General features: G+C 73.4%; 22 protein-coding genes and 1 pseudogene. 16 read left to right on the forward strand and 7 right to left on the reverse strand.

Annotated elements, in window-relative coordinates; translation table 11 throughout:
- Positions 1–18: 18 nt before the first annotated feature.
- Both ACFY32_RS24865 and ACFY32_RS24870 read right to left on the reverse strand, forming a co-directional pair.
- Positions 19–1,473, reverse strand: a complete 1,455-nt coding sequence (locus ACFY32_RS24865; protein WP_390675290.1) for a PH domain-containing protein — start codon at positions 1,471–1,473, stop codon at positions 19–21.
- A gap of 2 nt (positions 1,474–1,475) precedes the next feature.
- A complete protein-coding gene (locus ACFY32_RS24870) occupies positions 1,476–1,988 on the reverse strand; it encodes a PH domain-containing protein (RefSeq protein WP_359200373.1) in 513 nt (170 codons plus the stop codon).
- 31 nt (positions 1,989–2,019) lie between these two features.
- Between ACFY32_RS24870 and ACFY32_RS24875 the strand changes: the two genes are divergently transcribed.
- Entirely contained in the window at positions 2,020–3,171 is a 1,152-nt protein-coding gene (locus ACFY32_RS24875) for an NADH-quinone oxidoreductase subunit D (protein ID WP_390675291.1), read from the forward strand.
- Here the strand turns inward: ACFY32_RS24875 and ACFY32_RS24880 are convergent.
- Positions 3,136–4,317 (reverse strand): SAM-dependent methyltransferase, encoded by a 1,182-nt coding sequence (locus tag ACFY32_RS24880; protein ID WP_390675292.1) that lies wholly within the window; start codon positions 4,315–4,317, stop codon positions 3,136–3,138. The two genes, ACFY32_RS24875 and ACFY32_RS24880, sit on opposite strands and share 36 nt — an antisense overlap.
- A 128-nt stretch (positions 4,318–4,445) precedes the next feature.
- Here ACFY32_RS24880 and ACFY32_RS24885 point away from each other — a divergent pair, with 128 nt between their 5' ends.
- From ACFY32_RS24885 to ACFY32_RS24895, 3 genes and pseudogenes are all read left to right on the forward strand, one after another.
- Complete coding sequence (locus ACFY32_RS24885; protein ID WP_390675293.1) at positions 4,446–5,648, forward strand: sensor histidine kinase; 1,203 nt, start codon at positions 4,446–4,448, stop codon at positions 5,646–5,648.
- A 110-nt stretch (positions 5,649–5,758) separates the two neighbouring features.
- Positions 5,759–6,433 carry a response regulator transcription factor gene (locus ACFY32_RS24890; protein ID WP_359200365.1) on the forward strand — a complete coding sequence of 225 codons (675 nt, stop codon included), beginning with the start codon at positions 5,759–5,761 and terminating at the stop codon, positions 6,431–6,433.
- A 21-nt stretch (positions 6,434–6,454) separates the two neighbouring features.
- Positions 6,455–6,718, forward strand: a pseudogene (locus ACFY32_RS24895) (ATP-binding protein); the annotation flags it as partial.
- A gap of 93 nt (positions 6,719–6,811) precedes the next feature.
- On the opposite strand, the gene ACFY32_RS24900 reads toward ACFY32_RS24895, so the two are convergent.
- The gene (locus ACFY32_RS24900; RefSeq protein ID WP_359200361.1) at positions 6,812–7,918 is read right to left on the reverse strand and encodes a DUF5937 family protein; all 1,107 of its coding nucleotides are present in this window, start codon (positions 7,916–7,918) and stop codon (positions 6,812–6,814) included.
- A 184-nt stretch (positions 7,919–8,102) separates the two neighbouring features.
- Here ACFY32_RS24900 and ACFY32_RS24905 point away from each other — a divergent pair, with 184 nt between their 5' ends.
- Entirely contained in the window at positions 8,103–8,330 is a 228-nt protein-coding gene (locus ACFY32_RS24905) for a hypothetical protein (protein WP_359200359.1), read from the forward strand.
- Between the two features lie 207 nt (positions 8,331–8,537).
- On the opposite strand, the gene ACFY32_RS24910 is transcribed toward ACFY32_RS24905, so the two are convergent.
- The gene (locus ACFY32_RS24910) at positions 8,538–9,734 is read right to left on the reverse strand and encodes a threonine aldolase family protein (RefSeq protein WP_390675294.1); all 1,197 of its coding nucleotides are present in this window, start codon (positions 9,732–9,734) and stop codon (positions 8,538–8,540) included.
- A 218-nt stretch (positions 9,735–9,952) separates the two neighbouring features.
- On the opposite strand from ACFY32_RS24910, the gene ACFY32_RS24915 reads away from it, so the two are divergent.
- The 10 genes from ACFY32_RS24915 (at position 9,953) to ACFY32_RS24960 (ending at position 18,121) form a co-directional block, all read left to right on the forward strand.
- Positions 9,953–10,873 (forward strand): DUF2520 domain-containing protein, encoded by a 921-nt coding sequence (locus tag ACFY32_RS24915; RefSeq protein WP_359200355.1) that lies wholly within the window; start codon positions 9,953–9,955, stop codon positions 10,871–10,873.
- Positions 10,870–11,859: a pantoate--beta-alanine ligase gene (gene panC / locus ACFY32_RS24920; protein ID WP_390675295.1), complete on the forward strand. Its 990-nt coding sequence runs from the start codon at positions 10,870–10,872 to the stop codon at positions 11,857–11,859. The genes ACFY32_RS24915 and panC overlap by 4 nt, the downstream gene beginning before the upstream one ends.
- Positions 11,856–13,583, forward strand: a complete 1,728-nt coding sequence (locus ACFY32_RS24925; RefSeq protein ID WP_359200351.1) for an L-aspartate oxidase — start codon at positions 11,856–11,858, stop codon at positions 13,581–13,583. The genes panC and ACFY32_RS24925 overlap by 4 nt, the downstream gene beginning before the upstream one ends.
- Positions 13,584–13,588: 5 nt before the next feature.
- The gene (nadC, locus tag ACFY32_RS24930; RefSeq protein WP_390675296.1) at positions 13,589–14,560 is read left to right on the forward strand and encodes a carboxylating nicotinate-nucleotide diphosphorylase; all 972 of its coding nucleotides are present in this window, start codon (positions 13,589–13,591) and stop codon (positions 14,558–14,560) included.
- A gap of 11 nt (positions 14,561–14,571) precedes the next feature.
- On the forward strand, positions 14,572–15,369 hold the full coding sequence (locus ACFY32_RS24935; protein ID WP_359200347.1) for a type III pantothenate kinase: 798 nt from the start codon (positions 14,572–14,574) through the stop codon (positions 15,367–15,369).
- 193 nt (positions 15,370–15,562) lie between these two features.
- A complete protein-coding gene (locus tag ACFY32_RS24940) occupies positions 15,563–16,297 on the forward strand; it encodes a hypothetical protein (protein WP_390675297.1) in 735 nt (244 codons plus the stop codon).
- Between the two features lie 26 nt (positions 16,298–16,323).
- Positions 16,324–16,506: a hypothetical protein gene (locus ACFY32_RS24945; protein WP_359200343.1), complete on the forward strand. Its 183-nt coding sequence runs from the start codon at positions 16,324–16,326 to the stop codon at positions 16,504–16,506.
- A gap of 130 nt (positions 16,507–16,636) precedes the next feature.
- A complete protein-coding gene (locus tag ACFY32_RS24950; RefSeq protein ID WP_359200341.1) occupies positions 16,637–17,038 on the forward strand; it encodes a BlaI/MecI/CopY family transcriptional regulator in 402 nt (133 codons plus the stop codon).
- Between the two features lie 9 nt (positions 17,039–17,047).
- Positions 17,048–17,581, forward strand: coding sequence for an amino-acid N-acetyltransferase (locus ACFY32_RS24955; protein ID WP_359200339.1), 534 nt, complete (start codon positions 17,048–17,050; stop codon positions 17,579–17,581).
- 198 nt (positions 17,582–17,779) lie between these two features.
- The gene (locus ACFY32_RS24960; protein ID WP_359200337.1) at positions 17,780–18,121 is read left to right on the forward strand and encodes an Lsr2 family protein; all 342 of its coding nucleotides are present in this window, start codon (positions 17,780–17,782) and stop codon (positions 18,119–18,121) included.
- 32 nt (positions 18,122–18,153) lie between these two features.
- On the opposite strand, the gene ACFY32_RS24965 is transcribed toward ACFY32_RS24960, so the two are convergent.
- Positions 18,154–18,762: an SCO3374 family protein gene (locus ACFY32_RS24965; protein ID WP_390675298.1), complete on the reverse strand. Its 609-nt coding sequence runs from the start codon at positions 18,760–18,762 to the stop codon at positions 18,154–18,156.
- A gap of 430 nt (positions 18,763–19,192) precedes the next feature.
- Here ACFY32_RS24965 and ACFY32_RS24970 point away from each other — a divergent pair, with 430 nt between their 5' ends.
- Positions 19,193–21,718: an ATP-dependent Clp protease ATP-binding subunit gene (locus ACFY32_RS24970; protein ID WP_359200333.1), complete on the forward strand. Its 2,526-nt coding sequence runs from the start codon at positions 19,193–19,195 to the stop codon at positions 21,716–21,718.
- A gap of 69 nt (positions 21,719–21,787) precedes the next feature.
- Here the strand turns inward: ACFY32_RS24970 and ACFY32_RS24975 are convergent, their stop codons facing one another.
- Positions 21,788–22,411, reverse strand: a complete 624-nt coding sequence (locus ACFY32_RS24975) for an HAD family acid phosphatase (RefSeq protein WP_390675299.1) — start codon at positions 22,409–22,411, stop codon at positions 21,788–21,790.
- Between the last annotated feature and the right edge of the window lie 6 nt (positions 22,412–22,417).

Genomic DNA, 22,417 nt, shown 5'->3' on the forward strand with positions numbered 1-22,417 from the left:
CCGTCCGGTCCGGGCGGCTCAGTTCCCGGCCATCCAGCGGTCCGGCCGGGCGTCGCGCCGTCCGGTGCGGGAGCGTTCCGCCTGGGCCCGCAGCAGCTCCGCCGCCTCCCCGGCGTCGCGCAGCTTCGCGGTGACCGTCTTGCCGGCGCCGGTGTCCACGCGGACGTCGGCCACCCGCGCCAGGCGCTGCCACGGGCCCTGGGTGAGCCGGACGCTCTGCACCTTGGCGTGCGGCACCAGCACCAGGGAGCGCCGCAGCAGCCCGTACCGCGCGGCGAACACCGCGTCGGTGACGGCGAGCCCGTAACCGCGCCACCACAGCGGCGCGCACCGCCAGGACCGGCGCGGCGGACGGGACAGTGCCGAGCGCGGCGGCACGGTCGCGCCGGGCAGCACGCGTGCGACGAGGGCCTCGGCGATCTCGCGCGGGGCGACGGGCAGCAGCGCGGAGTTCGACGATCCGGCCACGTCCAGCTCGACCCGCACCCAGTCGCGCCGCCGCCACAGCAGCGGCTGGACGATCCGGACGGTCTGCACCCGGCCCGGCGGCACCGTCTCGTGGGTGCGGTCCAGCAGCCCCCGGTCGACGCGCAGCCCGTCCGGCGACTCGGCCACCGTCCAGTCGTACTCCGTCACGAACCGCCCCACCGTGCGCGCCCCCGCCGCGCCGGCCAGCGGTACGGCGGTCGCGAGGACCGTCCACAGGCTGTGGGTGGCCAGCCACAGCAGCACCGGTACGACGACGGCGGCGGCCAGCGTCCCCCAGGTCGCGCCGGTCAGCAGCAGCGCGACGGCGATGACGCCGGGCGGCACGTTCAGCAACCGGGTCGACGGCGCCTCGCCGACCTCGTGGGCGGTCTCGGGCGCGAAACCGGCCGCCCGCGCGAGCAGCTCGGCGCGCAGCGCGCGGGCCTCGTCCGCGCCCAGGAACGCCAGCTCGTCCTTCTTGCCGGTGCCTATGACGTCGAGCCGGAGTTTGGCGACGCCCGCGACCCGGGCCAGCAGCGGCTGGGTGACGTCGATGGCCTGGACCCGTTCCAGCCGGATGTGCGCGGTCCGCCGGAACAGCAGTCCGGTACGGATGCGCAGTTCCGTGTCGGTCACCGCGAAGTGGGTGAACCACCAGGTCAGGAAGCCGTACAGGGCGGCGGCCGGGATGAGGACGGCGATGCCGACCAGCAGGGTCGTGGTGGTCAGCCGGGTGAGCTGGCGCTGCGCCTGGTCGGGATCGTGCACCGCCCAGCCGACCAGCACCGCGACAGGCGCCCAGGCCCGCCTGAGGGGCGTGACGGGGTGCAGTCGGCGCTCGGTCACGGGGCGTGCGGTGCGTGGGGTGGGTGGGGTGGGTGTGGTGCTCGCGGTGTCCGCGGTGCTCGTGGTGCTCGCGGTGCTCGCGGTTTTCGGGGTGTCCGCGGGGCCCGGAGCGGCGCGTGTGGCGTCCGGGTCGTCGGGGGCGTCCTTGGGGCCGGTCATGGTCACAGGCCCGCCGACCTGGCCTCGCCCAGCTCGGTGAGCCGGTCGCGCAGCCGTTCCGCCTCGGCCGGGTCGAGGCCCGGGATCGTCGCGTCGGTCGCCGCGGCGGCCGTGTGCAACTGCACGCTGGCCAGCCCGAAGTGCCGCTCGACCGGCCCGGACGTCACCTCGACCAGTTGCATCCGCCCGTACGGCACGACCGTCTCCTCACGCCACAGCACGCCCCGGCTGATCAGCAGGTCGTCGGCGCGCTCGGCGTACCGCCAGGAACGCCAGTTGCGCCCCAGCAGCACCCAGCCCCAGGCCAGCGCCGCCAGCGGCAGCAGTGCGAACACCGCCCACGCCGGACCCGCGAACACGCCCGGCAGGACGCCCGCGGCGAGGGCCAGCAGCCCCAGCCACACCACCAGCAGCAGTCGCCGCATCCGCAGCAGCCCCGGCGGCAGCCCGGTCCACGCCGGCCCGTCCCCCGTACCCGTACCCGTACCCGTACTGTGCGGGCTCCCCGTCTCCATGGGGCCAGCGTACGTAGGGGAGACTGGGTCCATGACTCCTACGACGGAGACCATGGTCGGTATCGGCGGCGCCGCGGAGAGCACCGACATGGTGCTGAACATCGGGCCGCAGCACCCCTCCACGCACGGCGTGCTGCGGTTGCGGCTGCTGCTGGACGGTGAGCGCATCACCCGCGCGGAGCCCGTGATCGGCTATATGCACCGCGGCGCGGAGAAGCTGTTCGAGGCGCGCGACTACCGGCAGATCATCGTGCTCGCCAACCGCCACGACTGGCTGTCGGCGTTCTCCAACGAGCTGGGCGTCGTCCTGGCCGTCGAGCGGATGCTCGGCATGGAGGTGCCCGAGCGGGCGGTGTGGACGCGCACGCTGCTCGCCGAGCTGAACCGGGTGCTCAACCACCTGATGTTCCTCGGCTCCTATCCGCTGGAGCTGGGCGGCATCACCCCGGTCTTCTACGCGTTCCGCGAGCGCGAGGTCCTCCAGAACGTCATGGAGGAGGTCTCCGGCGGGCGGATGCACTACATGTTCAACCGCGTGGGCGGCCTCAAGGAGGACCTGCCGGCGGGCTGGACGGCACGCACGCGTGCCGCCGTCTCCGCCGTACGGTCCCGGATGGACGTCTTCGACGACCTGGTGCTCGGCAACGAGATCTTCCGGGGCCGCACCCGGGGCGTGGGCGTCCTCAGCCCCGAGGCCGTGCACGCGTACGGCGTCAGCGGCCCGATCGCGCGTGCCTCGGGCGTCGACCTCGACCTGCGCCGCGACGAGCCGTACCTGGCGTACGGCGACCTCCAGGACGTCCTCGATGTCGTCACCCGCGACGAGGGCGACTGCCTGGCCCGGTTCGAGTGCCTGCTGGCCCAGACGCACAACGCGCTCGACCTCGCCGACGCGTGCCTGGACCGGATCGCCGGGCTGCCGCCCGGACCGATCAACCAGCGGCTGCCCAAGGTGCTCAAGGCGCCCGAGGGGCACACCTACGCGTGGACCGAGAACCCGCTCGGCATCAACGGCTACTACCTGGTCAGCAAGGGCGAGAAGACGCCGTACCGGCTGAAGCTGCGGTCGGCCTCGTTCAACAACATCCAGGCGCTCACCGAACTGCTGCCCGGGACGCTGGTGGCGGACATGGTGGCGATCCTCGGGTCAATGTTCTTCGTGGTCGGGGACATCGACAAATAGCCCGGTGACGCCGACCGGCTGCACCAGCCACCGGAAGTCGCCGAGCCCGCCGGGCGCGGTCAGCTCGGCGGCCTCACCGGCCCGCGCGAGGGCACGCACGTAGGCGGCCGGGTCCGTGGAGGCGAGGGCGAGAGGGGGACGCGCGCCGGTGACGCCCAGGGCGCGGAGCGCGTCGCGCTGGGGGAGCGTACGGGGGGCCGGGAGGGCGCCGGCCGGGGCGCGCACGCCCGCTCCCGCGCCGGTCCCCGATCCCGCGCTGGTTCCCGTGTTCGCGCCGCCCCCGTCGGCCACGGTTTCCGTACCCCCGTCCCCCGCCCCCGAGCCGCTCACCGCCACCGCCACCGCCCCCGCCGCCGCGCACGCGTCCAGCGCCACATGGGCCGTGATGTCGCGGGTGCCGTCCGGGACGGGCGGGGTCTCCCGGCCGTCCCGGAAGCCCGTCAGGGTGCCGAACGGCGGGCGCGCGGCGCGGGTGTGGGCATAATCGACGGCGACGGCGAGGCCGCGGTCCAGCGCCGACACGGCGGACGCCCACGCCAGGTCGCGGGGGAGCCCGATCTCGGCCCGCAGGCCCTCCTCGGGCGGCAGCGGCCACCAGCGGGCCAGCCACTCGGCCGCCGCCCCGCCCACCGGCTCCCCGAGCCGCTCGGTCCCGTCGTCCCGGACCAGCACCCGCCGGGGCACGCCCGTGGCGTCCACCTCGGCGACCTCCACGGGGACGTTGTCCAGCCACTCGTTGGCGAACAGCAGGCCCGTGATGCCGCGCGGCGGTTCGCGGCGCCACACCACGCGGGGATCGAGGCCCTCGGGACGGTCGGCCAGCTCGACGGCGTACCCGCGCACGCGTGCGCGCACACCGGCGGGCAGCGCGGCGAGCACCCCGGTGACCAGTTCGCCGCGACCGGCCGCCATGTCCACGAAGTCCAGCCCCGCGGGCCGGCCCAGCGCCTCGTCGACCCGGCACAGCAGCCTCGCCACGGCCCCGGCGAACAGCGGCGACGCGTGCACGGACGTACGGAAGTGCGCGGCGGGACCGGCGGGCCCCCGGTAGAAGCCACCCGGCCCGTACAGCGCGTCCCGCGCCGCCTCGCCCCAGCCCCGCCAGCCTCGCGAGTCGTCTTCAGCCCCTGTCGTCCCAGCCGTCACCGGCTCAGGCTAGGCCAGCGAGGGCGCACGGGTGCGCGAGACCTCCACCTTGCGGAGTACGCGCGCCCGTTCGGGATCGGCCCTCCGGTTGACCCCTGCACCTATCGCGCTTCCCTACGCTGGGTTACGTGCAGCGCCTCTACGACTTCATCCGCAGGCACCCGACCGGGGTCGACAGCTTCTGGGCCCTCGTCCTGCTCGGGCTCACCCTGGTGTCCGCGGGCGCGAGTCAGGCGAACACCGGTACGGACTCCCCCCTCCTGATCGTCCCCGTCGCCGTCCTGCTGTGCCTGGTGATCGCGCTGCGCCGGCGGGTGCCGGAGAGGATGCTCGTCCTGGCGGGGGTCATCGGCGTGGCGCAGTTGGCGCTGGACGTGTCCACCATGCCCGCCGACTTCGCCATGCTGGTGATCGTCTACACGGTGGCCGCGACCGGCGCCCGGTGGGCGTCCCGGCTGGCGCTCACCACGGGGCTGTGCGCGGCGCCGCTGGCGCAGTCGCGCTGGCCCAGCAGCGAGACGGGCGTCGCGGGCAACGTGGCGCTGACCGTGTTCCAGGCGGTGCCGTTCGCGCTGGCCTGGGTGCTCGGCGACTCCATCCGCACCCGCCGCGCGTACTTCGCGCAACTGGAGGAGCGCGCCGCCCGGCTGGAGAAGGAGCGCGAGGCGCAGGCCAAGGTCGCGGTCGCCGCCGAACGCGCCCGTATCGCACGCGAGCTGCACGACGTGGTCGCGCACAACGTCTCGGTGATGGTGGTGCAGGCCGACGGCGCGGCCTACGTCCTCGACGCCGCGCCCGACCAGGCGAAGAAGGCCCTGGAGACCATCTCCTCCACCGGCCGCCAGGCCCTCGCCGAGATGCGCCGCCTGCTCGGCGTGCTGCGCACCGGCGAGCACCAGGAGGCCGGCGAGTACGTGCCGCAGCCCGACGTCCAGCAGATAGAGGACCTGGTCGAGCAGTGCCGGGGCTCCGGGCTGCCGGTGGACTTCAAGGTCGAGGGCACGCCCCGCCCGCTGCCCAGCGGCGTCGAGCTGACCGCGTACCGCATCGTGCAGGAGGCGCTGACCAACACCCGCAAGCACGCCGGGCCCGACGCGGGCGCCAGTGTCCGCCTGGTCTACTTCGACGACGGGCTCGGCCTGCTGGTCGAGGACGACGGCAAGGGCGCCCCGCACGAGCTGTACGAGGAGGGCGGCTTCGACGGCCGCGGCCACGGACTGATCGGCATGCGGGAACGGGTCGGCATGGTGGGCGGCACGCTGGACGCCGGCCCGCGCCCCGGCGGAGGATTCCGCATCAGTGCCCTGCTGCCCCTCAAACCCGCGCACTGACGCATCCGTACACACGCGTGCGTCGCGTTGACACCTGTAACAAGCTCACCCGGTGGCAGGCGGGCCCGCCTGCCACCGGACCCCGGCAAGAGAACACGGAAGAGGCCCCGATGACGATCCGCGTGATGCTCGTCGACGACCAGGTGCTGCTGCGCACCGGGTTCCGGATGGTGCTCGCGGCCCAGGCGGACATGGAGGTCGTCGCGGAGGCGGGCGACGGCGTCGAGGCCCTGGAGGTGCTGCGTTCGACCGCCGTGGACGTCGTGCTGATGGACGTCCGGATGCCCAAGCTGGACGGCGTGGAGGCCACCCGCCGGATCTGCCAGGACCCGGACGCCCCCAAGGTGCTCATCCTGACCACCTTCGACCTCGACGAGTACGCGTTCTCCGCGCTGAAGGCCGGTGCCTCCGGCTTCATGCTCAAGGACGTGCCGCCCGGCGAACTGCTCACCGCCATCCGTTCGGTGCACAGCGGTGACGCGGTGGTCGCCCCCTCGACCACCCGGCGCCTGCTGGACCGCTTCGCGCCGATGCTGCCCAGCAGCACCCAGCAGCCGCAGCACAAGGAACTCGCCCGGCTCACCGAACGCGAGCGCGAGGTGATGGTGCTGGTCGCGCAGGGACTGTCCAACGGGGAGATCGCGGCCCGGCTGGTGCTGTCGGAGGCGACCGTGAAGACGCACGTGGGCCGCATCCTGACCAAACTGGGCCTCCGGGACCGGGTGCAGGTGGTCGTCCTGGCCTACGAGACCGGGCTGGTACGGGCCGGCGGCGGACCCGGCTGACCGGTCCCGGTCCCGGTCCTCGGACACCTCCTGTCGTACGCCGCCGGGAAGCGTCCCGGGCCGCGCCGGGAGAGCTGGGCGGAGCGGCGGCTCGACCACTGCCTGGAACGGCTGAGCGAGCCCGAGTTCGCCGAGCACCTGTGGACGGACCACATGAACGTCCCGCGGACCGCCGACCGCATCGCCGCCCTCGCCGGGCTGACGCTGCGGCCCAACGACGAGGGCGCCCTGCGCACCCGGGTGCGACAGGCCGGGGTCGGGATGCGGCACATCCGGTTCGACTGACGTCTCGCGCGGGTGCGGCACGGCCGGTGCGTCCGGGGCCCCGCGCGGATGCGGCACCCCCCGTCCGCCCGACGCCCGCGCGGGGCGTCGCCGCTACCGGAGGATGGCCTCCAGGAAGTCGCTGCCCAGCCTGGCCACCACGGTCACGTCGAGCTGGTGCAGGACGTACCGCCCGCGACGGCGGGTGATCAGCAGGCCGGCCTTCTTCAGCACGGCCAGGTGCCGGGATATCTCCGGAGGCGTCACGCCGTGCGCCTGCGCCAGCTCACTGGTGGTGTACGCGCTGCGCCCCAGGTAGCGGCAGATCCGCATCCGCACCGGGTGGGACAGCGCGGTCATCCGCAGGGCTAGCTGCTCGACCGACGGCGGGTCGGCCGGGTCGTGCGAGGCCACCGGGTAGTGCAGCACCGGCTGCCAGCCGTACCGGTGCAGGACGGACAGGTGGGGCCAGCCGAAACTGGTCGGCAGGAGCAGCAGACCGCCGTCTCCCGTCGTCGTACGGCCGTCGGCGAGCTTGTCGACGGTGATCCGCGCGGCCCCCTCGTCCAGCGCGACCGCCGGGGAGACCGCGGCCAGCGCCTCCGCCAGGCCCTTGCGGCGCAGCAGCTCCGTCTTGTGCCGGGCGTCCGCGGCGAGCTGGTGCCGCAGCCGGGACCAGGCGTCCGCGAAGAACGCCTCGTCGCAGTCGGCCAGGAACTGGCGCAGCCAGGCGCGGATGCGCGGCGGGTCGGACAGCAGCTTCTCGGCGAACCGCAGTTGGCGCGGGCCCCGCGCGGCGGCCAGGTCCAGGGCGCGGCGGCGCGCCCCGGCGTCGGCCAGCGCCGACGCCCCGGGCGTGCTGTACGCCAGGGCGCAGGTGAACTCCAGGGCCGCGTCCACGAACTGCTCGTCCGACAGCTTGTCCAGCAGGTCCAGGTCCTCGGCGAGGGTGGTGCCGGGCAGCGTGGTGCGGCCGGGGACGCCGGCGAACGGCATGAACAGGTCCGAGAACGTGGTCCGCCACAGGAAGTCGGCCTCGCTCATCCGGTCGGCCAGATGCGAGTCGAGGCGGGCGGTGACGCCGGTGACCCAGCCCTGGAGACCGGGGTGGTGACCCGGTTCGGACAGCGCGTGCAGCGCCATGCACAGCTCGGCCAGGGGCGAGGGCACGACGGTGACCCGCTCCGGCCGCAGCCCCGTGATGTCGATGCGCACGCTCATGCCCTCATGGTGCACCCCGGCACCGACAACGCCGTCCCGATTGACGCCCGCCGTCAATCGGCGGCCCCGGGTTGACGCCCGGCGTCAATCGGCGCGACACGGCCGCCGGGGCGGGGCAGGCTGGAACCACCGGGGCCCGTCACCGGCCGCCACCCAGGCTTTCCGTCCCGAGAGGCCGATCCCCATGAGCGTCACCCAGCAGTACCTCATCGACACCTACCGCGCCCATCAGCTCGGCGCGCCACCGCCGCCCCCGCCCGGCACCCACGACCTGAGCGTGCTGCGCGCCGCACGCGACGAACGGCGCTTCCGCGCGGTCATCGCCGGACGCCCGGCGCACGGACGCCTGCGGTACGCCGTGCGGCACGCCCTGGGCCGCCTGTCACCGGCCCGGCCGCGCTCCATGGGCTGACCCCCACCCACGGGCCACCCACGGGCCGCCCCCGAGCCGACCCGGGGCCCGCCGCCCCAGGGCCGCCGAGCCGCCCCCGAGCCACCCCAGGGCCGCCCCCGGCCGGCCTGTGGCCGGTCCCGAGGGCCGGTGGGCGCCGTCCGGCCGGGGTCACCCACCGGCCGTCTCCTTCAGGCGGGCCGTGAGGGTGGGCGCCGTCCGGCCGGGTCACCCGCCGGCCGTCTCCTTCAGGCGGGCCGTGAAGTCCGCGGTCGCCGCGCGTACGTCGTCCGCCGTCCACTCCAGGCCCGCCGCCGTCACGCTGACCTCCGTCATGGCGAGCCCGGGACCCGGGGCGTGCCACGCGCGGGAGAACAGCAGCGTGTCCGACTCCTCGCCCTGCCGGACCGCCGCCTCGGCGACGGCATCGGCGTCGTACGGCAGCCAGACCTGGAACTCATGGGTGTGCGGCACCTCGGGGTGCACCCGCGCCCACGGCAGCCCGGCCGCCGTGAGGCCCTCGCGCAGCGCGGCGGCCACCACGCGGGCGTGGGCGACGTACCGGGGCAGCCGGGGCAGCTCCCGTTCGAGGCCGGCCAGCGCCGCCAGGGCCGTCGGGAACTGCTGGAAGACCATGCCGCCGTAACGGTGCCGCCAGGTCTTCACCTCGTCCACCAGCGTCCGCGGCCCGGCCAGCGCGGCGCCGCCGAAGCCGTCGAGCGACTTGTAGAACGACACGTAGACGCTGTCCGCCAGGCCCGCGATCTCCGCGAGGGACCGGCCGAAGTGCGTGGTCGCCTCCCACAGGCGGGCCCCGTCGAAGTGGACCACCGCGTCCCGCTCCCGCGCGGCGGCGACGACCTCGGTCAGCTCCTCCCAGGTCGGCAGCAGATACCCGGCGTCGCGCAGCGGCAGCTCCAGCATCAGCGTGCCGAACGGCTCCGCGAAGTCCCGTACCTCGTCGGCGGTGGGCTGCCGGGGCGCGCTGGTCAGCTCCACCGGCCGCAAACCGCTGACCTGGCTGAACGCGTCCCGTTCGTGCACCTGGGGATGGCTGAGCGCGTGCAGGGCGACCACCGGGCCGCCGGTACGGCCCGCCCAGACGCGCAGGGCCACCTGCTGGGCCATCGTGCCGGTCGGGAAGAACGCGGCGGCCTCCGTGCCGAGCAGAGCGGCGGTCCGCTCCTCCAGTTCCTCGACGACGCCGTTGCCGTACATGTCGGCCGGCGCGTCCAGGTCGTACAGCTCCCCGGCGCCGTCCAGCACGGCCAGGCGCTCGCGCAGGGTGCCGGCGAAGCCCGGACGGGCCAGTACGCGCCGGGCACCGCGCTGGGCGGCCACGCGCCGCTCCCGCAGCTCCCGCCGCCCCTCGGCCCGGGTGGCCTCCGCCGTCCGCCGGCCGTCCTGCTGCTCACTATCGCTCATGCCCGGATCATGCCGTGCGGCGACCGACCCGGGCACCCCGGTCCCACCGGGCACCCCCGCCCCACTGATGTACGCGCGTGTGCCGGATGTGCTCCGGGGCCCCGCGCCGGAGAAACCCACAGCCTGTGGACAACAGAACACCCCCCAACAGATCGCGTTAACATGACGAGAAATCGTCCGGTACCCAGAGCGGACTGGAACGGGAAGGTCGCCCTCGCGTGAACACAACCCCACAGCCCGATCCCAGGGACCGCCCCGCGCGGCTCACCGTCGGCGTCGTAGGCGCCGGCCGCGTGGGCCCCGCGCTGGCCGCGTCCCTCCAGTTGGCCGGGCACCGCCCGGTGGCCGCCTCGGCCGTCTCCGAGGCATCGCGGCGGCGGGCCGCCGCACTCCTGCCCGACGTCCCGCTGATGCCGCCCGCCGAGGTCCTCCGGCACGCCGAACTGGTGCTGCTGACGGTCCCCGACGACGCCCTGCCCGGCCTGGTCGCCGGGCTCGCCGAGACGGGCGCGGTCCGCCCGGGGCAGTTGCTCGTCCACACCTCCGGGCGGTACGGCGCGAAGGTCCTCGACCCCGCCCTGCGGGCCGGCGCCCTGCCGCTCGCCCTGCACCCGGCGATGACCTTCACCGGCACCCCCGTCGACGTCCAGCGGCTGGCCGGCTGCTCCTTCGGCGTCACCGCCCCCGAGGAACTGCGCCTCGCCGCCGAGGCCCTCGTCATCGAGATGGGCGGCGAACCCGAGTGGATCGACGAGGAGAAGCGCCCGCTGTACCACGCGGCCCTCGCCCTCGGCGCCAACCACCTGGTCACCCTGGTCGCCCAGTCCCTGGACCTGCTGCGCACCGCCGGGGTCGGTGCCCCCGACCGGATGCTCGGCCCGCTGCTCGGCGCCGCCCTCGACAACGCCCTGCGCTCCGGCGACGCCGCCCTCACCGGCCCCGTCGCCCGCGGCGACGCCGGCACGGTCGCCGCGCACGTCCGGCAACTGCGCGCGCACGCCCCGGGGGCCGTCGCCGGTTACCTGGCGATGGCCCGCGCGACCGCCGACCGCGCGCTCGCGCACGGACTGCTCAAGCCGGAACTCGCCGAAGACCTGCTCGGCGTCCTCGCCGACGGGACCGAAGGGACCGCCCGATGACCATCGCCCTGCTGAGCACCGCCGGCGAACTGCACGCACGCGTGCGGCACGGCCGCCGGGCCGTCGTGATGACCATGGGCGCCCTGCACGAGGGCCACGCCACCCTGATCCGCGCCGCCCGCTCGCTGGCCGGCCCGGACGGCGAGGTCGTCGTCACCGTCTTCGTCAACCCGCTGCAGTTCGGCGCCGGCGAGGACCTCGACCGCTACCCCCGCACCCTGGACGCCGACGTCAAGATCGCCGAGCAGTCGGGCGCGGACGTCGTCTTCGCCCCGTCCGTCGACGAGGTCTATCCCGGCGGCGAACCCCAGGTCCGCGTCACCGCGGGCCCCATGGGCGGACGCCTGGAGGGCGCCTCCCGCCCCGGCCACTTCGACGGCATGCTCACGGTCGTCGCCAAGCTGCTCCACCTCACCCGCCCCGACGTGGCGCTGTACGGGCAGAAGGACGCCCAGCAGCTCGCGCTGATCCGCCGCATGGTGCGCGACCTGAACTTCGGCGTGGAGATCGTCGGCGTGCCCACCGTCCGCGAGGAGGACGGCCTCGCCCTCTCCAGCCGCAACCGCTACCTGACGCCCGGGGAACGCCGTACGGCCCTCGCGCTGTCCCAGGCGCTGTTCGCCGGCCGCGACCGGCACGCCGCCCAGGAGGCGCTGCGCGCACGGGCGCGTGAGACGCCCGCCGCTCCCGCGCGTGCCGAGGCGCTCAGCGCCCTCGGCGAGTCCCGCGCGGCGGCCGACGCGCACGCCGTCGCCAAGGCGGCCGTCAGCCCGGCCGCCGTCCGCGCCGCCGCCCGCGCGGTCCTGGACGACGCCGCCCGCCTCCAGCCGCCGCTGCGGCTCGACTACCTGGCCCTGGTCGACCCTGCCGACTTCACCGAGATCGACGACGACTTCACCGGCGAGGCGGTCCTCGCCGTCGCCGCGCGGGTCGGCACCACCCGGCTGATCGACAACCTCCCCCTCACCTTCGGAGCCGCCTCGTGACCGGCACAGGCATACGACTGCACGCCCCCGCGCCCGGCTGGGCCCTCGACGCGGACGTGGTCGTCGTCGGCTCCGGCGTCGCCGGCCTCACCGCCGCCCTGCGCTGCGAGGCGGCCGGACTGAGCACCGTCGTCGTCACCAAGGCCCGCCTGGACGACGGCTCCACCCGCTGGGCGCAGGGCGGCATCGCCGCCGCCCTCGGCGAGGGCGACACCCCCGGCCAGCACCTGGACGACACCCTGGTGGCCGGCGTCGGCCTGTGCGACGAGGAGGCGGTCCGCCTCCTGGTCACCGAGGGCCCCGGCGCCGTACGCCGGCTGATCGACACCGGCGCCCACTTCGACACCGACGACCAGGGCGGCATCCAGCTCACCCGCGAGGGCGGCCACCACCGCCGCCGCATCGCGCACGCCGGGGGCGACGCCACGGGCGCCGAGGTCTCCCGCGCGCTCGTCGAGGCGGTACGCGGGCGTGGCCTGCGCACCGTGGAGAACGCGCTCGTCCTGGACCTGCTCACGGACGCCGAGGGCCGCACCGCGGGCGTCACCCTGCACGTCATGGGCGAGGGCCAGCACGACGGCGTGGGAGCCGTCCACGCCCCCGCCGTCGTCCTCGCCACCGGCGGCATGGGCCAGGTCTTCGCGGCGACGACGAACCCGTCCGTGTCCACCGGCGACGGCGTGGCCCTCGCGCTGCGCGCGGGCGCCGAGGTCAGCGACCTGGAGTTCGTCCAGTTCCACCCCACCGTGCTCTTCCTCGGCCCGGACGCGGAAGGGCAGCAGCCGCTGGTCTCGGAGGCGGTACGCGGAGAGGGCGCCCACCTGGTGGACGCCGACGGCGTGCGCTTCATGCGGGGGCAGCACGAACTCGCCGAACTCGCCCCCCGCGACATCGTCGCCAAGGGCATCATGCGCCGCATGCGGGAGCAGGGCGCCGACCACATGTACCTGGACGCCCGGCACTTCGGCGCCGACATGTGGGAGCACCGCTTCCCGACCATCCTCGCCGCCTGCCGCGCCCACGGCATCGACCCGGTCACCGAGCCCGTCCCGGTCGCCCCGGCCGCCCACTACGCCTCCGGCGGCGTCCGCACCGACACCCGGGGCCGGACCACGGTGCCCGGCCTCTACGCGTGCGGGGAGGTCGCCTGCACCGGCGTGCACGGCGCCAACCGGCTGGCCTCCAACTCCCTCCTGGAGGGCCTCGTCTACGCCGAGCGGATCGCCGCCGACATCGCGGCCCGCCGGGCCGACGGCACCCTCCACGCGCCGCGCGTGCCGCACACGCCCCCGCACCCGGCGACCGCCGAGCACCCCCTGCTGCCCCCCGAGGACCGGCTCGCCATCCAGCGGATCATGTCCGAGGGCGCCGGCGTCCTGCGCTCCGCCGACTCCCTCGCCCGAGCCGCCGACCGGCTGCACCGCCTGCACACCGAGGCCCGGGAGGCCCTCCGGGAGCACGGCAAGACCGCCGAGCCCGGGGTGGACACCTGGGAGGCCACCAACCTGCTGACCGTGGCCCGCGTCCTGGTCGCCGCCGCCGCGCTGCGCGAGGAGACCCGCGGCTGCCACTGGCGCGAGGACCGCCCCGACCGGGACGACGTCAACTGGCGCCGTCACATCGTCGTACGCGTTGCACCCGACCGGGCACTCGCCGTGCGCACCACCGAGACCGCAGACTTTCCCCCGACCGCACAGCCGACGCAGAACCCCCAGGAGCAGTGACCGACGTGACCAGCCACGACCTTCCCCTCGCCTCCGACGGAGGCTGCGGCGACAACTGCGCCTGCGGGGCCGACGAGGACTACCTGGAGTGCGGCCTCGACCCCGCGCTCGCCCAGCTCCTGACCGACGCCGGCCTCGACCCCGTCGAGGTCGAGGACATCGCCAACGTCGCCGTCCAGGAGGACCTCGCCCACGGCGTGGACGTGACGACGGTCGCGACGATCCCCGAGGACGCGGTCGCCACCGCCGACTTCACCGCCCGCGAGGCCGGCGTGGTGGCGGGCCTCCGGGTCGCCGAGGCGGTCCTCTCCGTGGTCTGCACGGACGAGTTCGAGGTCGAGCGGCACGTGGCGGACGGCGACCGGATCGAACCCGGCCAGAAGCTCCTCTCCGTCACCACCCGCACCCGCGACCTGCTCACCGCCGAACGCAGCGCCCTGAACCTCCTGTGCCGCCTCTCCGGCATCGCGACCGCCACGCGCGCCTGGGCCGACGCCCTGGACGGCACCAGGACGAGGGTCCGCGACACCCGCAAGACGACCCCCGGACTCCGCGGCCTGGAGAAGTTCGCCGTGCGCTGCGGCGGCGGCGTCAACCACCGCATGTCCCTCTCCGACGCGGCCCTGGTCAAGGACAACCACGTGGTCGCCGCGGGCGGCGTCGCCGCGGCCTTCCAGGCGGTCCGCGACCGCTTCCCCGACGTCCCCGTCGAGGTCGAGGTCGACACCCTGCACCAGCTCCGCGAGGTCCTCGACGCCGGCGCCGACCTGATCCTGCTGGACAACTTCACGCCGGGCGAGTGCGCGGAGGCGGTCGCCCTGGTGGACGGCCGCGCCGCCCTGGAGGCGTCCGGCCGGCTCACCCTGGACAACGCCAAGGCGTACGCCGACACGGGCGTGGACTACCTCGCCGTGGGAGCCCTCACCCACAGCTCCCCGATCCTCGACATCGGCCTGGACCTGCGAGCGGCGGAGTAGGTGGAACACCCATGCTGCTGACGATCGACGTAGGCAACACCCACACCGTCCTCGGTCTGTTCGACGGCGAGGAGATCGTCGAACACTGGCGCATCTCCACGGACGCGCGCCGCACGGCCGACGAGCTGGCGGTCCTCCTCCAGGGCCTGATGGGCATGCACCCGCTGCTCGGCGACGAACTCGGCGACGGCATCAACGGCATCGCCATCTGCGCGACCGTCCCCTCGGTCCTGCACGAACTGCGCGAGGTCACCCGCCGCTACTACGGCGACGTCCCCGCCGTCCTCGTCGAACCGGGCGTCAAGACGGGCGTCCCGATCCTCACCGACAACCCCAAGGAGGTCGGCGCGGACCGCATCATCAACGCGGTCGCCGCGGTCGACCTCTACGGTGGCCCCGCGATCGTCGTCGACTTCGGCACGGCGACGACGTTCGACGCGGTGTCCGGGCGCGGGGAGTACGTCGGCGGGGTCATCGCGCCCGGCATCGAGATCTCCGTGGAGGCGCTCGGCGTCAAGGGCGCCCAGCTCCGCAAGATCGAGGTGGCCCGGCCGCGCAGCGTCATCGGCAAGAACACGGTCGAGGCGATGCAGGCGGGCATCGTGTACGGCTTCGCCGGCCAGGTCGACGGTGTCGTCAACCGCATGGCCCGCGAGCTGGCGGACGACCCCCGGGACGTCACGGTCATCGCGACGGGCGGCCTGGCCCCGATGGTCCTCGGCGAATCCTCGGTCATCGACGAACACGAACCCTGGCTGACTCTGATCGGCCTCCGCCTCGTCTACGAACGCAACGTCTCACGCCTCTGAACTCCCCTGGCCGGACGGCCCCGCGACGGCGGGAAGGGACCCGTACACCCGTCCCTCCCGCCCACGGCCCCCGGCCCGCACACCCCCACGCCCCACCCCGCAGGCGCCCAGCGCACCACCCACCGGAGTGCACCCCCCACGCCACGCCCGCGAACCACACCCGGTTTGTCTGATTAGCGCGTATCGTCGCCCTATGCCCACGCCATACGGACCCCGCGGTGGCCTGGCGTTCGGTGCGGAGGAGCTGCGTGTGCTCCGCCGCGCCCTCGCCCTCGCCCTGAACCCCAGCCCCGTCCCGGCCGAGGAGGACGTCCAGGACTGCCTCCGCCTGGCCGAGTCGCTCGACGAGGCGGCGCGGGAGAGCGCCCGACTGCGTGCCTTCCTGGCGGCCGACCTGGCCCGGTACCGCGCCGCCCTCCCCGGCACCGCCGCCGGCTACCTGACCCTCCTGGACGAGGCCCTGTGCGCCGGTCACCGCCCGCACCGCGACGACCTCGCCGCCCTCCGGGCCCTGAGCGGCAACCCCACCGCCGCCGCCCTCCTGTCCCGCTGCCGCGCCCACACGCTCCCGCAGACCCGCACCGCCGTCGAGGCCCCCGCCCCGGCCCCCCGGCCCGCCCCGACCGTCCCCGCCGCCCGCACCCGCCTCCTCCAGGCCCTCCCCGGCGGCCGCACCGCCGACCGGCACGCAACCGCGGCCGCGGCCGCGGCCGCAGCCGTAACCACGACCATGACGACGCCCGCGCCCATGACCGCGTCCACGACCCCCCAGAAGCCCACCCCCCAGCCGGACGAACCACCCGCCCGCGAACCAGCCCCCCGCCAGCCCGCCCCGAAACGCCCCGTCCCCACCCCCGGCGAGGTCTTCCCCCGCCGCAAGCCCGCCGCGCCGCCCGCCACCCCGGGGCAGCACCTCGCCGCGGGCTGAACGGACCCGGTGGCTACTCTGGAGCCATGGACTACGTCTCCGCGCTGCTGCCCCCGGTCGTCATGGCCGTGCTGTTCATCGCCGTGATCAGGGTGATCGTGAAGACCCAGGGCGGCGCCAACAAGGCCAAGGAGGACGCGGTCGTGGACGCCGCCCTCGCTCGGGCCGAGCGCACCCGCCAGGCCGGCACCCCCGGCGCCGACGCCTGAGCCGGCCCGGGGCGGGCCGCCCGGCACCCCGCCCCTTTTCGCCCCGCCTCGCACCATTCGCCCGCGAATCCGCACGTCCGGCACGCCATTACCCGGATCTCCCAGTATTGTGCTGAGGGTGCCTCGCCCATTGGGAGAACTCGAAGACGCGGTCATGACGAGGGTGTGGAAGTGGAACCGCCCGGTCACCGTTCGAGAAGTCCTGGAAGATCTCCAGCAGGAACGGTCGATCGCGTACACCACCGTGATGACCGTCCTGGACAATCTCCATCAGAAGGGCTGGGTCCGCCGCGAGGCGGAAGGCCGGGCCTATCGATATGAGGCGGTCTCCACCCGCGCCGCCTACGCCGCCGCGCTGATGAACGACGCGTGGTCGCAGAGTGACAACCCGGCCGCCGCCCTGGTCGCCTTCTTCGGCATGATGAGCGAGGAACAGCGGCTCGCCCTCCGAGATGCCGTCCGCATCGTCCAGGGCCCGGAAACCCCCGAGCCGCAGAACCCCGACTCCGCGCCGGACACCGACGGGCGATAGCGTCCGCTCATGTCAGCAGTGCGCCCCGAAGTCACCGCAAAAGCCATCACCGTCCGCCGTGCCCGCACCAGGGATGTCCCGGCCGTCCGCCGACTCCTGGACGCCTACGTACGGCACGGCATCCTGCTCGACAAAGCGATGGTGACGCTTTACGAGGACATCCAGGAGTTCTGGGTCGCGGAACGGGACGACAACGCCGAGGTCGTCGGCTGCGGCGCCCTGCACGTCATGTGGGAAGACCTCGCGGAAGTGCGCACTCTCGCGGTGAAGCCCGGCCTGAAGGGCGCCGGCGTCGGCCACCAGTTGCTGGACAAGTTGCTGGAGACCGCCCGCTGGCTCGGCGTTCGCCGGGTTTTCTGCCTGACCTTCGAAGTGGACTTCTTCGCCAAGCACGGCTTCGTGGAGATCGGTGAGACACCGGTCGACACCGATGTCTACGCGGAGCTGCTCCGTTCCTATGACGAGGGCGTCGCGGAGTTCCTGGGTCTCGAACGAGTGAAACCGAACACCTTGGGCAACAGCCGGATGCTTCTGCATCTGTGATCGCTGCGGGTGCCCTATGTCCGAAACGCGCATCTTTCCGGGCCGGGCCGGGGCTACCGCTTCCCTCCAAGGGTTTGTGTTTTCCCGGCAAAAGCGGTTTGCTTTCCGACGTACTGCAGTACTGCATATAACAGGGGACGGCGATACGGCGGACGCCGGCGGACCCCGATCCCTCAGTTATCGATGAAAGGAAATCCGGTGGCACAGAAGGTTCAGGTCCTTCTTGTCGATGACCTCGACGGCGGCGAGGCGGACGAGACCGTGACGTTCGCGTTGGACGGGAAGACGTACGAGATCGATCTCACCACCGCCAATGCGGACAAGCTCCGTGGCCTTCTCGAGCCTTACGTGAAGGGCGGCCGGCGTACCGGAGGCCGTGCTTCTGGCGGCCGCGGCAAGGTGCGCGCTTCTTCCGGTGGCGGCGGCAGCCAGGACACCGCGGCCATCCGCGCCTGGGCGAAGGAGAACGGTTACGAGGTCAACGACCGCGGCCGGGTTCCCGCGTCCATTCGCGAGGCGTACGAGAAGGCCAACGGCTGAGCGTCGGGCCGGTTTTCCCAGACCGCCGCGGTCTACGGGCGCCCAGGAGAGAGAGCCGGACGCCCGCACGCCCGCCGCAGTCGGACGCGGTGGCACTCCGTCGCCACCGTGCCGACCAGCCGCACGAGACCGGGGGCGGCCCCCTCGTCCCCCACGGCCGACAGCGTCGGCAGCGAGGCCCCGGCCCCGCGCCCCGGCTCGGGGGGCCGCAGCCACACGGCGGCCCCCTGCCGGCCGTCAGGCACCGGCGGGGCCCCGGGCCCGGCGGGCGGCGGGGCGTCGATCAGACCCCCCGCGCCCACCGCCCGCAGGCCGAGTTCCAGCGAGCCCCACTCCAGCCACTCCAGCAGCCCCGGCAGTTCCTGAGCGCCGCCCGCGGCCACCAGCAGCAGCATCCGGTCGCCCCGCAGCGCCACCGGGAAGCCCGCCGGAAGCCGCCCGAGGGCCGCGTGCCCGGCCTCCGCCGGCACGTCCAGCGCGTCGAAGCCGACGCCCGCGCGAAGCCGTACCGGCCGTCCCGGCGCGGTCTCCCAGCCGATCGCGTCCTCGTACCACCGCCGCGCCCGCTCCCAGCAGTCGTCCGCGCCGGGCGGGCGGCGCGGGGCGGGCGGCGGGGGCGGAGCGACGGGGGCGCGAACCATGCCAAGCGCAACCGTCCCCGGACCCATAGAGTCACGTTGGGTATTTCCGCGCGAGCGGAGCGTGCTGCCCCAGGGGGCGCGCAGGGGCGGGAAGAGGGGCAAGGTTGTTCGCCCGTAGCGGAGGGAACGGGGGTGCGCGGCATGGACCGTCCGTCCCGGCGGGTAAGACATCCCTAGTGGGAGGGGGCGACACGCAGAAAAGGCCGTCTCACGTTCGCCATCGGCGTACTGGCGACTGGGGTAAGTGCCTGGCCTGCGGGAACATCGTCTCGCACCATCGGGTTGGAGCAGATGTCGGCGTTGCGGGTCAGGAGGCCATCGACGGTGTCGGCAGTTGGAATGAGCGGTCCCCGCTTGCGGGACTAAGCTGCGGAAGGACAGGGAGGGGAAGTTCCCCTACTTGCCTGACCGCTCTGAGGAGCGATTAACGATGTTCGAGAGGTTCACCGACCGCGCGCGGCGGGTTGTCGTCCTGGCTCAGGAAGAAGCCCGGATGCTCAACCACAACTACATCGGCACCGAGCACATCCTCCTGGGCCTGATCCACGAGGGTGAGGGTGTCGCCGCCAAGGCCCTTGAGAGCCTCGGGATCTCGCTCGAGGCGGTCCGCCAGCAGGTGGAGGAGATCATCGGGCAGGGCCAGCAGGCTCCGTCGGGTCACATCCCCTTCACCCCCCGTGCCAAGAAGGTGCTGGAGCTCTCGCTCCGCGAGGCACTCCAGTTGGGCCACAACTACATCGGCACGGAGCACATCCTGCTCGGCCTGATCCGTGAGGGCGAGGGCGTCGCCGCCCAGGTCCTGGTCAAGCTGGGCGCAGATCTGAACCGGGTGCGGCAGCAGGTCATCCAGTTGCTCTCCGGTTACCAGGGCAAGGAGACCGCCACCGCCGGCGGGCCTGCCGAGGGCACGCCCTCGACGTCCCTGGTCCTCGACCAGTTCGGCCGGAACCTCACCCAGGCCGCCCGTGAGTCCAAGCTCGACCCGGTCATCGGGCGCGAGAAGGAGATCGAGCGGGTCATGCAGGTGCTGTCCCGCCGTACCAAGAACAACCCGGTCCTGATCGGTGAGCCCGGCGTCGGCAAGACCGCCGTCGTCGAGGGCCTCGCCCAGGCCATCGTCAAGGGCGAGGTGCCCGAGACCCTCAAGGACAAGCACCTCTACACCCTGGACCTCGGCGCCCTGGTCGCCGGCTCCCGCTACCGCGGTGACTTCGAGGAGCGCCTGAAGAAGGTGCTCAAGGAGATCCGCACCCGCGGCGACATCATCCTGTTCATCGACGAGCTGCACACGCTGGTCGGTGCGGGTGCCGCCGAGGGCGCCATCGACGCCGCTTCGATCCTGAAGCCGATGCTGGCCCGCGGCGAGCTGCAGACCATCGGCGCCACCACGCTGGACGAGTACCGCAAGCACCTGGAGAAGGACGCGGCCCTGGAGCGCCGCTTCCAGCCCATCCAGGTCGCGGAGCCGTCCCTGCCGCACACCATCGAGATCCTCAAGGGTCTGCGCGACCGGTACGAGGCGCACCACCGCGTCTCCATCACCGACGAGGCGCTGGTGCAGGCCGCCACCCTGGCCGACCGGTACATCTCGGACCGCTTCCTGCCGGACAAGGCGATCGACCTGATCGACGAGGCCGGTTCCCGGATGCGCATCCGCCGGATGACCGCGCCGCCGGACCTGCGCGAGTTCGACGAGAAGATCGCCGGTGTCCGCCGGGACAAGGAGTCCGCGATCGACTCGCAGGACTTCGAGAAGGCCGCCTCGCTGCGGGACAAGGAGAAGCAGCTCCTGGCCGCCAAGGCCAAGCGGGAGAAGGAGTGGAAGGCCGGCGACATGGACGTCGTCGCCGAGGTCGACGGCGAGCTGATCGCCGAGGTCCTCGCCACCGCCACCGGCATCCCGGTCTTCAAGCTGACCGAGGAGGAGTCCAGCCGCCTGCTCCGCATGGAGGACGAGCTCCACAAGCGGGTCATCGGCCAGAACGACGCCGTCAAGGCGCTGTCGAAGGCGATCCGCCGTACCCGCGCCGGTCTGAAGGACCCGAAGCGCCCCGGTGGCTCGTTCATCTTCGCCGGCCCGTCCGGTGTCGGTAAGACCGAGCTGTCCAAGGCGCTCGCGGAGTTCCTCTTCGGCGACGAGGACGCGCTGATCTCCCTCGACATGTCGGAGTTCAGCGAGAAGCACACGGTCTCGCGGCTGTTCGGCTCGCCCCCCGGCTACGTCGGGTACGAGGAGGGCGGCCAGCTCACCGAGAAGGTGCGCCGCAAGCCGTTCTCCGTCGTCCTCTTCGACGAGGTGGAGAAGGCCCACCCGGACATCTTCAACTCGCTGCTGCAGATCCTGGAGGACGGTCGCCTGACCGACTCCCAGGGCCGGGTCGTGGACTTCAAGAACACGGTCATCATCATGACGACCAACCTCGGCACCCGGGACATCTCCAAGGGCTTCAACCTCGGCTTCGCCGCCGCGGGTGACACGAAGACCAACTACGAGCGCATGAAGAACAAGGTCTCGGACGAGCTGAAGCAGCACTTCCGGCCCGAGTTCCTCAACCGCGTCGACGACGTGGTCGTCTTCCCGCAGTTGTCGCAGGAGGACATCCTGCGGATCGTCGACCTGATGATCGACAAGGTCGACGAGCGCCTGAAGGACCGGGACATGGGCCTCGAGCTGTCCCAGTCCGCCAAGGAGCTGCTGTCCACGAAGGGTTACGACCCCGTGCTGGGCGCCCGGCCGCTGCGCCGGACCATCCAGCGGGAGATCGAGGACTCGCTGTCGGAGAAGATCCTCTTCGGCGAGCTGCGTCCCGGTCACATCGTGGTCGTGGACACCGAGGGCGAGGGCGATGCCAAGACCTTCACCTTCCGGGGTGAGGAGAAGGCGGCCCTGCCCGACGTCCCGCCGATCGAGCAGGCGGCCGGCGGTGCCGGACCGAACCTGAGCAAGGAGGCGTAAGCCTCGACACGAAGGGGCCGGTGCTCAGTGGAGCACCGGCCCCTTACGTCTGCCCGGGACACGGCCGGGTCAGGACAACCGGCCGCCGTAGTCCGGCAGTTTGAACGTCTTCTCGGCGTGGCCGCCCGACAGGTCGGTGGCGCTGTTGCCGATGTTGGCGATGATCGTGTAGCCGCGCGACTCGATGGCGGCGCGCTGGGCGGTCTTGTAGTCGGCGACGTTCTCGAACAGGTCGAGGAAGCCGCGGACGTGGAGGCCGGCCACCTCGTAGCCGACCCGGTCGAGGTTGTACTCGGTCACCGAGGAGATGATCCCCGGGCGGGCCGTCACGAAGAACACCGGGACGCCGTGGTCCTGCGCGTACCGGGCGGCCTCCAGCACCGGCCGGTTGGCGGGCTGCGGGAAGCTGAAGCCGAAGTCGGTCTCCAGGGCGGTGTTGTCGACGTCGAGGACGATGGCCTGCTTCTCCCCGGGCGCGGTGTGCGCGATGCGCTCCTCGAGATAGGGCAGCGCCTGGTCCATCACGGCCCGGCAGTCCCGCTGCCAGGTGTCGTGGTCGACGTCCGAGGCGGCCACGGCGGCGGTCGTGGGGGCCGTCTCCGTCGCCGCCTCGGCCGGTGCGGCGAGGGCGACGAGAGCCGCCGCGGAGACCGCGCTCACGGAGATCCGGCGCAGCCAGGGGCGTCTGTTCATGGGGGG

Source organism: Streptomyces sp. NPDC000134, from assembly GCF_042899225.1.
In the GTDB taxonomy this organism is placed as follows: domain Bacteria; phylum Actinomycetota; class Actinomycetes; order Streptomycetales; family Streptomycetaceae; genus Streptomyces.

Bases quoted from the DNA above. Each gene is read 5' to 3' on its own strand.
- ACFY32_RS24865 (WP_390675290.1), bottom strand. From the start codon at position 1,473: ATGACCGGCCCCAAGGACGCCCCCGACGACCCGGACGCCACACGCGCC.
- ACFY32_RS24870 (WP_359200373.1), bottom strand. From the start codon at position 1,988: ATGGAGACGGGGAGCCCGCACAGTACGGGTACGGGTACGGGTACGGGG.
- ACFY32_RS24875 (WP_390675291.1), top strand. From the start codon at position 2,020: ATGACTCCTACGACGGAGACCATGGTCGGTATCGGCGGCGCCGCGGAG.
- ACFY32_RS24890 (WP_359200365.1), top strand. From the start codon at position 5,759: ATGACGATCCGCGTGATGCTCGTCGACGACCAGGTGCTGCTGCGCACC.
- ACFY32_RS24900 (WP_359200361.1), bottom strand. From the start codon at position 7,918: ATGAGCGTGCGCATCGACATCACGGGGCTGCGGCCGGAGCGGGTCACC.
- ACFY32_RS24905 (WP_359200359.1), top strand. From the start codon at position 8,103: ATGAGCGTCACCCAGCAGTACCTCATCGACACCTACCGCGCCCATCAG.
- ACFY32_RS24910 (WP_390675294.1), bottom strand. From the start codon at position 9,734: ATGAGCGATAGTGAGCAGCAGGACGGCCGGCGGACGGCGGAGGCCACC.
- panC (WP_390675295.1), top strand. From the start codon at position 10,870: ATGACCATCGCCCTGCTGAGCACCGCCGGCGAACTGCACGCACGCGTG.
- ACFY32_RS24935 (WP_359200347.1), top strand. From the start codon at position 14,572: ATGCTGCTGACGATCGACGTAGGCAACACCCACACCGTCCTCGGTCTG.
- ACFY32_RS24940 (WP_390675297.1), top strand. From the start codon at position 15,563: ATGCCCACGCCATACGGACCCCGCGGTGGCCTGGCGTTCGGTGCGGAG.
- ACFY32_RS24945 (WP_359200343.1), top strand. From the start codon at position 16,324: ATGGACTACGTCTCCGCGCTGCTGCCCCCGGTCGTCATGGCCGTGCTG.
- ACFY32_RS24955 (WP_359200339.1), top strand. From the start codon at position 17,048: ATGTCAGCAGTGCGCCCCGAAGTCACCGCAAAAGCCATCACCGTCCGC.
- ACFY32_RS24965 (WP_390675298.1), bottom strand. From the start codon at position 18,762: ATGGTTCGCGCCCCCGTCGCTCCGCCCCCGCCGCCCGCCCCGCGCCGC.
- ACFY32_RS24970 (WP_359200333.1), top strand. From the start codon at position 19,193: ATGTTCGAGAGGTTCACCGACCGCGCGCGGCGGGTTGTCGTCCTGGCT.
- ACFY32_RS24975 (WP_390675299.1), bottom strand. From the start codon at position 22,411: ATGAACAGACGCCCCTGGCTGCGCCGGATCTCCGTGAGCGCGGTCTCC.